Source organism: Lentilactobacillus sp. TOM.63 (assembly GCF_030361045.1).
Lineage (GTDB): Bacteria > Bacillota > Bacilli > Lactobacillales > Lactobacillaceae > Lentilactobacillus > Lentilactobacillus dabitei.
The window spans coordinates 1-13,282 of sequence record NZ_JAUCAP010000028.1; the positions used below are offsets into that span (position 1 = coordinate 1).

General features: G+C 41.7%; 9 protein-coding genes. 6 read left to right on the forward strand and 3 right to left on the reverse strand.

All coding sequences use genetic code 11. The features are described from left to right. Positions 1–281: 281 nt before the first annotated feature. The gene (locus tag QUF07_RS07070) at positions 282–4,262 is read left to right on the forward strand and encodes a DUF7601 domain-containing protein (RefSeq protein ID WP_289427072.1); all 3,981 of its coding nucleotides are present in this window, start codon (positions 282–284) and stop codon (positions 4,260–4,262) included. 107 nt (positions 4,263–4,369) lie between these two features. Here the strand turns inward: QUF07_RS07070 and QUF07_RS07075 are convergent, their stop codons facing one another. After that, entirely contained in the window at positions 4,370–4,951 is a 582-nt protein-coding gene (locus QUF07_RS07075) for a YdeI/OmpD-associated family protein (protein ID WP_289427074.1), read from the reverse strand. 779 nt (positions 4,952–5,730) lie between these two features. Between QUF07_RS07075 and QUF07_RS07080 the strand changes: the two genes are divergently transcribed. After that, complete coding sequence (locus QUF07_RS07080) at positions 5,731–6,762, forward strand: ketopantoate reductase family protein (RefSeq protein ID WP_217163523.1); 1,032 nt, start codon at positions 5,731–5,733, stop codon at positions 6,760–6,762. 94 nt (positions 6,763–6,856) lie between these two features. Here QUF07_RS07080 and QUF07_RS07085 read toward each other — a convergent pair whose 3' ends face one another. Both QUF07_RS07085 and QUF07_RS07090 read right to left on the reverse strand, forming a co-directional pair. Further along, positions 6,857–7,783 (reverse strand): anti sigma factor C-terminal domain-containing protein, encoded by a 927-nt coding sequence (locus tag QUF07_RS07085; RefSeq protein WP_249778451.1) that lies wholly within the window; start codon positions 7,781–7,783, stop codon positions 6,857–6,859. Beyond that, positions 7,776–8,267, reverse strand: a complete 492-nt coding sequence (locus QUF07_RS07090; RefSeq protein WP_289427076.1) for an RNA polymerase sigma factor — start codon at positions 8,265–8,267, stop codon at positions 7,776–7,778. The genes QUF07_RS07085 and QUF07_RS07090 overlap by 8 nt, the downstream gene beginning before the upstream one ends. Before the next feature lie 589 nt (positions 8,268–8,856). Between QUF07_RS07090 and QUF07_RS07095 the strand changes: the two genes are divergently transcribed. The 4 genes from QUF07_RS07095 (at position 8,857) to QUF07_RS07110 (ending at position 13,168) form a co-directional block, all read left to right on the forward strand. After that, positions 8,857–9,120 carry an antitoxin gene (locus QUF07_RS07095; protein WP_217163542.1) on the forward strand — a complete coding sequence of 88 codons (264 nt, stop codon included), beginning with the start codon at positions 8,857–8,859 and terminating at the stop codon, positions 9,118–9,120. Beyond that, positions 9,117–9,482 carry a type II toxin-antitoxin system PemK/MazF family toxin gene (locus tag QUF07_RS07100; protein ID WP_217163519.1) on the forward strand — a complete coding sequence of 122 codons (366 nt, stop codon included), beginning with the start codon at positions 9,117–9,119 and terminating at the stop codon, positions 9,480–9,482. The genes QUF07_RS07095 and QUF07_RS07100 overlap by 4 nt, the downstream gene beginning before the upstream one ends. Before the next feature lie 525 nt (positions 9,483–10,007). Continuing rightward, positions 10,008–10,856: a GRP family sugar transporter gene (locus tag QUF07_RS07105; RefSeq protein WP_217163517.1), complete on the forward strand. Its 849-nt coding sequence runs from the start codon at positions 10,008–10,010 to the stop codon at positions 10,854–10,856. A 266-nt stretch (positions 10,857–11,122) separates the two neighbouring features. Then, the gene (locus tag QUF07_RS07110; protein WP_217341978.1) at positions 11,123–13,168 is read left to right on the forward strand and encodes a DUF5776 domain-containing protein; all 2,046 of its coding nucleotides are present in this window, start codon (positions 11,123–11,125) and stop codon (positions 13,166–13,168) included. Positions 13,169–13,282: the final 114 nt, after the last annotated feature.

The window sequence follows — 13,282 nt, forward strand, 5'->3', positions numbered from 1 at the left end:
AGATAAAAACATACCCGTCAGTTTTCGAAAAAACACGAAAACTGACGGGCTTTTAATGAACTATGAATAATTCAGGAATAGATAATTTTGACAATTTGAGTGATTATATAAAATTTTATGCAAAGTTTGTGCACGAAAAACATGAGATAAGGTATGAACGCTATAACGGGCAATTTTACTGGGTTGTAAATGGTGATAGAGAGGAGAAACCAGCATTTTCCATTGGTTCCTCTAAGGATGAAAAAGGTAATGTAATTGGCTTCAAACTCGTTGTTCATAGAATGCCAAAGCAAAATAACAATAACCGAGTTTCACAAGAATTTGGTGTCCAATTGGCTGGCGTTCCAATTGACAAAGCAAAGTTGGCAAAAAATACTTCTGGGTACCTGTATAACCACGCAACTGTTGAATACAACGAAGGCAAGGAACACATCAGTGGAAGTTCAAAGATTCCAACGGAGGTCGCTAATAATCTCAGCAAATCAGGAAAAATATGTACCGATTTTCATAGCAATCCTGATAATCGGAAGATCGACTGGACAGTCGCATTTAATCAGCGGGGTTGGCTTGCTGATGAGAAAAGTGTTGATAAGCTTCTAAAAGAAGACGGGATAACATTTACAGATACCGTTGGTGCTGATAAGGCATGGGGAAAGGATGAAAAGGCATCTACCAGTTTACTGCTACAAGATATTAAGCAAGCGTTTAAAAAAGGTCATCTAACCGTATCGTTAGGTAAGATGAGTTCGGATAGTACTAAAATTATAGACTCCCAGATACTGGGTCAAAATGATTTTAACATTGAAGATGCAGTAGAAAGCTCCGGTAATCAGCAGGCTGTGAAAAGTACCATTAAATTTAGTGATAAGGCCGTAAATCTTTATAAAGATGGATATTCAGTGATTGTCCTGAAATTCAGTTCAAATGTTAAGCGATTGGAGACTAGTGCCAGCAAAAAATTCGAGCATCTAAAAGGTTGGGAATTTGCCAGTAAATTGGAAATTGCTCGGCTACCAAATGAGAAGAAAACGGTTAAGAGCTCCGTTACGTATCTTGATACCGGCTTCTTGCTTGATAAAGATGGAATTCTTGAAGAAGACACTATTAATGGTGAAAAGCAGAAAGTACTGAAGTGGAATTTAATCGTCAATGGTGAGGGAAAGACGACCAAAGATTTGGCATTAAAAGCTACTGATGAGATTCAGAACGATCATCACAAGCATCTGGAGACATTGGATGATAATCACAGGCTGAAAGTGTATCAGGCAAAACGGGATTTAGTAACCAAAGGTGGTAAGGAGACGGTTGAATACAGTAAAGGAGCCTTGCTTGATTCTGATAATTATGAATTAAAGTATGCCAACAATCTGAGGAAAATGGAAATTCAGTTTGCTGAAGGGATTGGTGACAAACACCCACTGATGGTAGAATACTATACCGTTGTTTCTAGAAATGTCGCTGGAATAACTTATGAAAATAATGTCACTTTAGAAGTTGGTAGTGAAACATTTACTCAAGGCAAAGCGGTCAAATCTAACACTTCTGCTGGGGCGGAATTTGATCATTTCTCTGTAAGGATCAGCAAAAAGGATTTGCAAACTAGCGATCCAATTACTGGAGTCATATTTGGACTTGAGAAGCGGAAAAAGGGTTCTAATGATAGTTGGGAACCGGTAAAGATCTCTGATTCTGGGGATCGAATAACTGCAGAGACGAATGATGACGGAATTGCAACCTTTTATGGGCTCGGAGATGTAAATAAGTACAAAGTTGTTGAGCTTAAAGGTGCCCACGGATACGATGATGTCTATGAATCAGATGAATTTACGAGTGAAAACGCCGAAGATAGAGTGTATAACATCGAAGCGTTCAATTCTAAAAAACGACAACTGCAAATAAAGAAAACACTCACCACGTCGGATCCTAGCTTAAAGGATCAATTATTTGAGTTCCAAGTTGAAGCTACGGATGGTAAGGGGGAAACTGATGCGGACTTTAGTGGCACTTATCAAGCTACAAGAAATGACACACCGACAGTTGATGTGTCATTCACAAAAGGCGTTTCTAAGGTTATCAAGCTAAAACCCGATGAGAATTATAGGATTTGGGGCCTATCTAATGATCAGCATTACCGGGTAACTGAATTAGGTGCGAAGATGTTCGATACAGCTTATGATATTTCTGGCATGAAAAGCGGTGATGCAACTGATATTCAGGGCAAGCAAACTTCTATTTTTCAATTAAAGGAGGACGCTAATTCATCCGGCCTGGTTCACTTTACCAATAGATATGCCCGTAATCAGTTTGAATTTGAAAAGACAGTTGAAGGTGCGGATTCTGACGATTTATTCGAATTTGACGTTACGGCTGGTAATGAAGATACCGCTGATTCTGTTAAGAGCAAAAAATTTGATGTGGCCTTAGTCAATGCCACTACTGGGGCCTCAATTAATGACGATGTGGAGATTCAGATTGAATTTGACGATGATGGTGAGTCAGCTGGATTGTGGTATGGTGATGCCATCAGAGCTAAGCCAATTAAACTTGAGGATAATCAGCGTCTGATTATCAAGGGCCTACCAGAAGAGGTCGTTAAATTCGTTGTTAAAGAGAACGTCGACGAGGCGCAATGGGCGACTTCAAACCAAGTTGATGGCGAAGACGAGGTGGTTGGGCCAAACGCTTCTCTTACTTTAAATCGAAAAGATGCCAAGAATTCAATTGTCTTTAGAAATATGCCAGTCGGCCAGGTACCCTTCAAGCTTCAAAAGACAGTTGGTCGGGGCATCCCGTCAGATAAGGAATTTCTGTTTACTTTGACAATTAAGAATCAAGGATTGAATTGGGGATCAGAAAAGGAATTTAAAGCTGATAAGACCGATCCTAGTGATAAGTTTAATCTTAAGTTTGTAAAGGATGAAAAGACTGGGCATTATGTTGCTAGTGAGAAACTTAAGGCCAACCAGATTTTAACGGTCATGATGCCAAAAGACCTTAATATAGAAATCCTAGAAACAAATGTCGCGGGCTATGAAGTCACTTATAGCTATGGGAATGAAAAGGGCGAAGGTGATAAACATAGCATTATCACCGGTGAGCAGAATAAATTGTCAACGTTGATTTTCAATAATGATACAATCGGATCTGAACTGGCAATTGAAAAGAAGTTAAAGGGAACCAATTTAACCAGTGATGACCATGAAAAGAAATTTGAATTTGATGTGCAGGGGTCGGATAAGGAAGGTCGAAAACTGAAAGGCATCTTCGATATCCAGCTGACAACCGCTGGAAACGATAACCTGATTGGAACAGTGACCTTTACAGATGGCAAAATTAGTAGTGTTAGACTTCAAAATAGGCCATCAACTGATAAGATCGTCCTCAAAAGTGACGAACAGGCTAAAATTTTAGAATTACCCGTTGGCGCAGAAATTAAGGCAATTGAGTTGGAAACGAGTCACAGCGGGTATACGCCAAGCTATGTTTTAAATACAAACGATGAGCGGTCAGGAAATGAAACGATTCCGTTTGTTAGTCGCAAAGATATGCCTTCAACCGTGAAATTTGTTAACACCAAAGATGGTGAAGCCGAGATGGGCTCCTTCAACGTTAACAAATTCGTGAACGAAGTAGGTGACCGCAGCCGCGCATTTAACTTCCACCTTGAAGCGGTTGATGGTGCTGGCAACCCACTGGATGGTAGTTTCCACACGGTGACAACGACCAATGGAACGACTACTGACGGCTTTATTCACATTCGAGGTGGTAACGCGAGCTTCACGTTACGACACGGGCAAACGATCAAATTTATTCTGCCAATGGGTGCTCGCTATGAAGTATCCGAAGTAGATTACACTAAAGATGGCTACACAACGACCGTCACAAAACGCAACGCCCCAATTAGTGGCACCACGGTGACGGGCACGGCAACCGCCGACAGTGACACCATCAGCTACCACAACGACCTAGAAGTTGATGAGGGTGAATTACCACTCCAAGCAGATGAAGATAAGCCAGACTCAAGTGCGACAATTGACGAACCAGACGCATTACCAGCAAGCGATGGTACCAGTGGTAAGAACGGTACGAGTGGCATTACTAGCCCACAAGGCTTACCATCAGCTGGCTACACCGGCAAACAGGCACTTCCACAAACCGGTGAAGATGACGGCAAACTATTCATGATTATTGGCGTGATCATTCTGGTAATGGTGGCAGTTGCTGGCACGATTTACTACACGAAACGTAAGCAAGTCAAATAGAAAGGAGTTAGGAAGGTAAAAAATCTAATTAACTAGTTTGAAACGAATAAAGGGTCCAATGTCGCTAACGGAATTGTTAACGGGCATCGGGCCTTTTGATTTGGATTCTAGCTGAGGCGGCCACCATCATTCCACGACCCAATCATCTGATGATCGCGGCAGGCATTGGCAAACTTGGTCATTCTTGAGCGAAACAATTTGGGTTGGTTGGCTTTGATTTGAATGGTATCGATCCGTACCCGCTGGTAAAGTGGTGGACAGGAACGGAAAAATTTCCAGGCTCCCGGTCGTCGTTTCAAGGCCCGTTTGATTCTTGGATCGATTTTGAAATGCGATGGATCCATGTCCGGCAGCAGCCTCCTACCAGCTGGTGTCATTCTACCTAGCGTTTCCATTCGGCGACAGCGGGCCTTGTTTAATTCAGACCAAGCGCTATTCGGCTTTCTGGGGACAAATCGTTGAGAAGCGGGCCTTGCTTTGACGATTCGTTTATATGTACTATCAATCCAACCAAAACACATGGCTTCTTCAACTGCATCGACGTACCAAAAGTGGTCGGTGTCTTTAGGAATGCCACGTTTGACATCGACCCAACATTCGGTTGCTGTTTGGCAGTTTGATTTGAGCCAGTTTCTAAATTCGTCGCGATTAGTGGCTGATAAGTGGTTGACTGGATTTTCACGGGTCATCTTGAATCATCTCCTCAGTCAATTGTACAATTTTTGAGAACTAGGTGAGTTGGAGTTTAAGGATGAATGAAAACAGAGTCCCTAGATGTTAGATAATTTAATAAAACTAAAAAGAATCTTTCCAGTGAAACCCAATGATAACCAGGCAACTAAAGGAATATATGTTAACGACTCACATTATTTTCTAAAATATTCTTGACATTTTCTAATCCATATCTCATAATACGAACTATCAATTTGAAAGAAGTTTTCGTTAACTCGCTTCGACAGAAAATCCATTCGGCGGCTGAGAGATGGTGTAGCAATTAACGATTGTGACTTTCATGCTTTACCTCTAAGTTGGTGAGCGCTGAGTGAGCCAGCTTCGGACTTGTCCGTTAAAGCAGTTAACGAGTGGGCACAATGTGTCTATGAAGGTGGTACCGCGGCCAAATGTCGTCCTTTTATCAGAAATGATGGAGGGCGACTTTTTTTGTAGTATGCGGAGCCGGGCGCTTAGAAACTGGAGCATAAGTCTCCTCCAACGGAAATTCCTGGGTTTGGAATTTTTGTTGGAGGTGCTTATGTGGAAGTTTCTGCCCGGCGGAGCATCATTCGGCACGGTTGCCTAGAACCTTTTGGTCAAGAGGGTTTAGGTGCAGCTTTCTACCCAGCAAAGCACCACTTGCACGGTTGACCAAAACATCTACCCGATCTATCACCTGAGCCCCACCACCGTTAACTTCAACGGATATTCAGCCAGTTTGTACATATAACCAAGCAAGAAAGGAAGTTTTAACATGAAATATACAGTATTAGGTGCAGGTGCCATGGGATTACGTTACGGGGTATTATTGCAAGAAGCAGGATTTGACGTAGATTTTGTCGACACTTGGGATGAGCAGGTTGAGACTATTCGCAAACAAAAGGGTATCTACGTTTCTCGGGATGGTCAAAATAAACATCTCGTGCCGGTTAACGTGTACTACCCGGAAGAATACAAAGGTGATCCAGATGTCTTGATCGTCTTCACCAAACAGTATCAATTAGCTGATTTCTTGAAACGATCTGCTCGCTTTTTTAACGACAAACAGTACGTGGTCACTTGCATGAACGGCATGGGCCATGTTGACAAATTAAATCAATATTTCCCTAAAGAACGGTTGCTTGGTGGCACCGCATTAATCGGGACCGTCTTAAATAAAGCCGGTGATGTTGACTTTATTGGCCCTAAGGGAGCCGGGTCGATGAACATCGCCAACGAAACTGAAAAACCGGATGAAATGACGCATAAGATTGTCGATGAATTCCAACAAGCAGGCCTTAATCCTAACTTGACCACCAATTTCTTAGGCACATTAATGGCCAAAGTCATCTTCAATTCCGTGATCAATACGCTTTGCACGATGTTTAAGATCCGGATGGGTGAGTATATTCAATCCCCAGTTGCCCAAAAATTGGGTGTTCAATTAATCGATGAGGCCTTTGACGTCTGCGAACGGGCAGGGATTACGCTGCTCAATACGCGTCAAGAAGAGTGGGAAACCGTTAAGTACGTCAGCACCGTTTCCAACCCACTGCACTTCCCATCAATGTACCAAGATATTTCTAAGAATCGCCAGACCGAGGTTGATTATATCAATGGCTATATTTACGATCTCGGGTTGAAATACCATTACGAAGCCAAGACCCATGATTTTTTGAGAAACTTAGTCCATCTGGCTGAATTCTCGGGAACATTTGATGTTAACGGCTATATGAAATCGGTGCTGGCTGCAGAGAATGCAAAGAAGACGCAGGCTAAGACAGTAAAAGTTGAGGCCGACGCTTAGGTCACGATTTATATCTAAAGGTAAGTAAAAAATGAGATCCAGTTAGGACTGATTAATTTCAGTGGCTAATTGGATCTCATTTTTAGTTGGTTAGCTAATAAGTCGGTTTGATATAAGGAACCCGCTTGATCGTGGCGCCTACGGAACTTTCGGTGATCCAAGATTGATTGCGCAACGTCCTAAAGTTCTCACTCTTACCAGTTAAGATCACGCCAGCAAATTTAGCCTGCTTTAACGTTGGGTGTTGCTTGGCGTATTTGTGGGCATAGTTACTTAGCGAGAAATTATTATATGAATCCAAAGTGGTAGCTGATACTTTTTTGAGTGATTTTTGGAAATATTGATAGTCTAACTTAGTCAACTTGCCTTCTGGCAGTCCTGATTGGATTCCCAAAAAATTATTTTGTTCAAAGGTGGGGTCAGCCTTGCCACTAACGCCGATCCAATACCAGCTGGCTCGGAGATTATGGGTCAGCCGAGCTTGAATCTGCTGGTAAGTGAGGGGGTGCTTGAAGGTGACCGCGACTTCTGCGACGTATCCTTTCATCTTAGACACAGCTGGTAATTCGAAAGCCTTCTTAACATTGGGCTTGTCGACATTGTCATTGTAGAATAACGGGATTTTCTGTTGGGTTAATCGAGTGTAAGCAGCAGTCTGGGTAGTGTCGATCAAGCTCGTATTTGGAATCCAGTTGAAAGACCAATTATACTGCCCAATTGCAGTGGACCACGGAATGCGATAGCCGTCGATTTCCTTGTATTGATGGCTGACGACCTTCCCACCCCAAACAGAAGTGTCATCGAGGGCTTGATCGCTGATCTGAATATTGGGAGCAGCGATTTCTTGGATAGTTTCCATTTTATTATTAAGTAGCTGAGTTTGGTGCCCGGCGAGACTTTGAGTAAACTTGTACCCAATTCCTAACATGACTGGTACAGTGACGATCACAATCAAAATCGTGATGAGCCACCTTTTTAACTTTACTCTAAACGCCATTTTTTCAAATTGTTTATTATTCATTTGATTCATCACCTAACGCCTTTCTTAATTTCTTGCGGATGCGGTACAACCGCATTTTGACTGCTGCCGGGCTTTTATTAGTCTGGGAAGCAATTTGGTCGACCGACTGATTATTTAGGTACTTGAGCTTCAGCAGTTGCCGGTCCTTATCGTTGAGTTTCCGAAGTACCTTTGCCAGCCGGTTATTCTGTGGCCCGTTGATTGTTGAACGGGGTTGTTTGGCTGCCGGAATCAAATAAACTTGCAATAGCTTCTTAAACCGGGCTTGCCGGCGATACTGATCAACGTACTGATTACGGGCCAAGCGGTACACGTATGGCCGAATTTCGTTGGGTGGCAAAATGATGTCCATTTTGAGGATTTTGACAAAGACATCTTGAATGACGTCCTCAGCAATTTCTTGATGAGCACCTTGGCCAATCAGGTAGTGCATCAACTCAAGCGAGATATTTTTAATTAATGATTCATAACCATCGAGCTTCATGACAACCCCCTTTCACTAGGTATAACGAATGGGTGTGGGAAAAGTAACGGGTTTAGTGATGTCTTTTTGATTTTGTTTGTAAAAGTATAAATTTTGATCTGTGACGTAGGGAAAGTGGTTGTTAAGATCCTGTTTAGCCTCTTACAAAGGTCGTAATAATTTACTACAGTTAAAGGAATATAAGAAGAAAAAGTCTAGAAATGTCAGTTTAGCAGTTTCTTAAACGCAACCTAACGGCTGATTTAAGATCTTTATCTATACTAATAAATCCTGCATCCGTTAAGTTAGGACGTACAAAGGTTGCAAAGATCTGATCAATCACAATTCGGTTTAAATTAAGTAGTTGAGGACATAAAGATGCCATATAGATTAGGTAAGTTTGCTCACCCTTTAAAAATGAAATGGTTAAGCAGATATGAAACACTCCGCGGGACCAATTGATTAAGCCGTTGATCGATTGATTGAACGGATTAGCCACTCAAGGTATCAGGACCAGCTCATCTTACGGTCGAGTATTGACCAAGACAATCGCTTGTAATAACTTTGTAATTACGATATACTTAGTTCAAATCTTAAGGAGGGTTTAATGATGAATAACTTAAAAATTGCGGAAACAAAAACGCATAAAACTGGTAATTCGGTCAGTGTGACCTTACCTAAAATAACAGGCTTTTCGAACAATGAGCAAGTAATAATTGAAAAAGTTGATGAAGACACCTTGATTATCCGGCGCGTCCACAGTCATAAAAATCCATGGACATCGGGCGCATATGACAATGTTGATTTTCGTGGTCAGCTTGATAAGATTGGTTTCAATGTTGGAAATGAGCCAAGAAAAGGTCGAGAACTATGACAATGACCTTTCCTGACCAAGGCGATATTATCGTCTTAGACTTTGAGCCCCATAGTGGGCATGAAATGGGTGGACACACAACTAGCCAACCACGACGTCCTGCTGTGGTTGTATCGAACTCTCAATACAATCGGTTAACAGGATTTGTGGTCGTCATGCCCATCACTCACGGTACTAGTCAAATTCAAAAGGGCTTCGAACCGATTCTTGACCCAAACAGTCAGACCAATGGCTATATTGTGACTTGGCAAACCCCCAATTATGATTACGTTGCCCGTAATGGCGAGATAATTGGTCAAGTTCCTGATAAACTTCGCAACCGTTTATGTGCCTTAGCCGGCGACATTGTGGCTGCCAACTAAATTAATCCCAAGAGATTGGGGTAAAAGGCGATTTGATCCTAGAATTTAAGTAAAAGCGGCAGTGCATTCTGATTTTGGAATGCGCCGCCGCTTTTGCTTAAATGGCGGGGATCAGCCGTTTGTCGCAAGTTTTATCAATGTAAAATGGTGAGCTTGAGTTGCATTTATAAATAATTTGCCGACTAATGTCTCAGCTCTTTTTGTGAAAAGCTGGAATACCTGACCGATGTATCTTGCGAAATAAGTTACAAGCTGCCCATTAGTTCTTAACAGACCTTGGTTTTCTGTAAAGATATAAGCGCTTACAGTATAAATGAGTTAGGATATTGATAGGTAGATGATAATGGTTATTCTAAGCTGATTAGTAGAGGGGTGATTTGATGAATCTTAATATTTTTGATCGTAGTCGATACGAGCAGATTCACAACGAAATTTCGGCTGTCATAGATGTCTATCATGGATCCAAAATTAACGCTAAATTCAAATACATATTGAGTTCGAAGCAGATCGGAGGTTAGGCTAGCCATGAATTTGTTGATTGGAATTATCCCCGCTATTTTCTGGGGCGTTTTGCCGATATGGATGCGAAAAGTGACCGGTGGCAGTTTTTTACAGCAGTTGCTTGGAACCAGTATTGGGATTGTGATCACGGCAGCTGTCCTGCAACTGATTTTTCGCTATGACGTTAATGTAAGGGACTTTTTGCTTTACTACATTTCCGGTGCCTGCTGGAGTATTGGTCAGGGTGGCCAGTACCGAGAGTATGACCGCCTGGGGGTGAGTGGGACGATGCCGGTTTCCACGGCGTTTCAAATTATTGGTAACTCGCTGATTGGTGGCTGGCTATTTGGTGAGTGGCAGGGAATTTCGGCTAATCTGCTAGGATTGATTGCATTAGTCATCATCATTGCTGGTGTGGCGATTACTAACGGGATAGCAGCAATTTCATTGAAAAATTTATCGGAGTACGGCTTCTTACTTATCACGACCATTGGTTACTGGGGGTATTCGGGATTTCCACACTATGCCAGCTCAGGTGCTGGGATTAATGGTTTCTTGCCGCAATCGCTGGGGATGCTGACAATGGCGGCAATTATTTACGTGAGTGGTCGGAAGAAATTTCCCGGCAATGATCCAATTGGTCTTCGAAATATTACATCGGGGTTAATCTTTTCGGTCGCCGCGTCAACCTATTTAGTTTCGTTGCAGTTAAATGGGTTGGTCAGTGCCTTTGTTCTGACTCAACTAAACGTGGTCGTCTCAACAATTCTAGGTATTATTGTTTTGAAAGAAGCCAACCGCAAACAGGTAGTGACCGCCTCAATCGGCCTGGCGGTATTGATTGCTGGGGCGGTGATGATGGTGATGATTTGAGAGTGGTAAGCCCAGCCTCATCAGGAATGGTTCACTTAAAATGGCTAAACATTGACAAAGATAATTGGTTTGAAACGTATCATTACACACTCGCATTGACTTTTAATGAAATTTTTCCTCTTTCGATAATTCGAACTTTATATTTCACAATACTATCAAAGTATGAAATAATAATCATGTTAATTAAAGATTACAAAAATAGAGGGGATAGATGCCGCTTTCGTTCATTATTTTCGTTGCGGCATCCGCAGTTAGAGGGGTAAATGATGAGTAAACGTCAAAAAGTATTTACGAAGTATTTATTACTATTAGGACTTTTATTGGTTAGTTTCGTAGCAGGGGAAATGCACTCGCAGACAGTGATTAAGGCCGCGGGAAATCCACTGGTTTACACTGGGACTAAACCTAATACGAATGTACCTACGTATAACAATCTTACACATGAATTGTACTTTTCTGTAACTGGTAAGGATGGAACCACGGCGCATTCTAATTACGCGGCTTTATCTGGATCAGGTGATCAAAATGATTCTGTTATTGAAAGCCAGACTTATCAGAGTGTTGTTGAACATTTTAAAGCAACGAATAAATCGGACAAAGCGGTTTTTGTAAATGAAATTATTTCCTTGCCAAGATACTATGGCAACACAAGTAACGTTGTATATGCTGGAGATGATGTGCCAAAAATAGAGACACACTATAATAGTTCGAATCAGTCTGTCTCTAATGTGGATATTTCGTATATGTATTTGAATGGTAATACAAGCGACTTGCAAGATCTCTATGAATATCGAGTGATGGGCACATTAGAACCAGGAGATTCAGTTGAGGTTAACACACCGTTGAAAGTTCTACCACGAACTAATAATTCAATTGATGGTATGCAAGTGAGTGATTTTAGTAATCAAAGAACTGCAGACGGTCAAGGATGGAATACTCAAGAATTTGGGTTACTTGCCCATTTTGGTAAATATGTTAGTCCTATAGATTATTGGAATCCCGAGTATAAAAATGTCTTCATTGCAACCGTCGATGATAGTGATGGATTACCAATTCTTGCAACAGATGTTCAGGACATGATGCCAATTATTTCTAGGAATCTGGATGCCTTTACGTATTCAAACATTCGTGGTGAGACAATTCCAGCAGGCGGGGCGGCGTACACTGGCTCTAGTGTGACGATTCATTTAGCTAAACTAAAAGGATTAGATGGTCAAACATCGCTTACAGATGAACTTCATAATGAAGGGTATGCCTATAATATTTTGCCCGATGGGACTGAGCAGTCTACTTATACCTTTACGCTAGGAACAACTGGCGGATCGATCTTTACGGATAATGGGACAATCGTCATGAATGAAACTAAGTATAATGGGCGGACATTAGGGGATGCCTATCTATACATGCATAAATTAATCGATGCCAAGAACGAAACTTACCCCGTATCATCAAAAACGACTTGGGATCCGAATGCTTATAAGGACGTACAGTTCTATGACATAAATGGTAAGAAAATCGATAAACCGGCGAATGCATCCTATACGGTTCAAAAGATTGATGCCAACGGGACAGCCATAAAGGTTGCCAATAATGAAGTTGACATGACCAAAGATGGTGTTTACCAGGTCACTTATGTATATCCGGTTACTAACAGCGTTACAGTCAAAAAGACAATTACAATCACAGTTGGTAAGGGTAATCCGACACCCGTTGTGCCCGGTGGCGGTGGTTCATCGTCAACACCAACGACTCCGGCAGCAACAACGTCCAGTCATAACAGCAACTTTTCAAATGGTACCAAGACCACCACAGAACCGGCGGTACCAAACTACGCTGCTAAAGAAGGCGCGGCAGTTTACGCCACTAAGAAGATTTATCTTTATAAGAACGCAACTTTCAAAAAAGGTCAGCGCATTGCAATTTATCCCAAAGCCAAACGTGTTAACCGACCAATGTTCGTCGTAACTGATTACGCTCGTTCAAAGGGTGGTGCATTACGTTACAAAGTTCGCGACGTTAACCATCATAGCAAGACCGCCGGTAAAGTTGGCTACATCACTGCCAACCGAAAATATGTTGTGCCGGTTTACTATGCTTCTATGCCAAAGAATAAGCAGATAACGATCATTTCTAAGAAAGGTGTTAACGCCTATCGCAATGTTAACTTGACGAAGAAGGTTAAACATTACAAGAAGGGCGCTCATCTGAAGGTTAAGAAGATCGTCAAGCACAACTTGACCAGTCGATACATTTTAAGCAACGGTGGCTATATTACTGGTAATAAAAAGTTGGTTATTCAGGGGAACTATTAATTGAATCGAAGATCAAGCAGCTCATCGACTTGGTGGGCTGTTTTTTAGTACAAAAAATCAGTTACCTTGTAAATAAGTCCAAATAGTTTATAATATTTCATGTAAACAGTGGTA

Excerpts from the sequence above, each read along its gene's own strand:
- QUF07_RS07070 (WP_289427072.1), top strand. The coding sequence starts at position 282 with ATGCCAAAGCAAAATAACAATAACCGAGTTTCACAAGAATTTGGTGTC.
- QUF07_RS07075 (WP_289427074.1), bottom strand. The coding sequence starts at position 4,951 with ATGACCCGTGAAAATCCAGTCAACCACTTATCAGCCACTAATCGCGAC.
- QUF07_RS07080 (WP_217163523.1), top strand. The coding sequence starts at position 5,731 with ATGAAATATACAGTATTAGGTGCAGGTGCCATGGGATTACGTTACGGG.
- QUF07_RS07085 (WP_249778451.1), bottom strand. The coding sequence starts at position 7,783 with ATGAATAATAAACAATTTGAAAAAATGGCGTTTAGAGTAAAGTTAAAA.
- QUF07_RS07090 (WP_289427076.1), bottom strand. The coding sequence starts at position 8,267 with ATGAAGCTCGATGGTTATGAATCATTAATTAAAAATATCTCGCTTGAG.
- QUF07_RS07095 (WP_217163542.1), top strand. The coding sequence starts at position 8,857 with ATGAATAACTTAAAAATTGCGGAAACAAAAACGCATAAAACTGGTAAT.
- QUF07_RS07100 (WP_217163519.1), top strand. The coding sequence starts at position 9,117 with ATGACAATGACCTTTCCTGACCAAGGCGATATTATCGTCTTAGACTTT.
- QUF07_RS07105 (WP_217163517.1), top strand. The coding sequence starts at position 10,008 with ATGAATTTGTTGATTGGAATTATCCCCGCTATTTTCTGGGGCGTTTTG.
- QUF07_RS07110 (WP_217341978.1), top strand. The coding sequence starts at position 11,123 with ATGAGTAAACGTCAAAAAGTATTTACGAAGTATTTATTACTATTAGGA.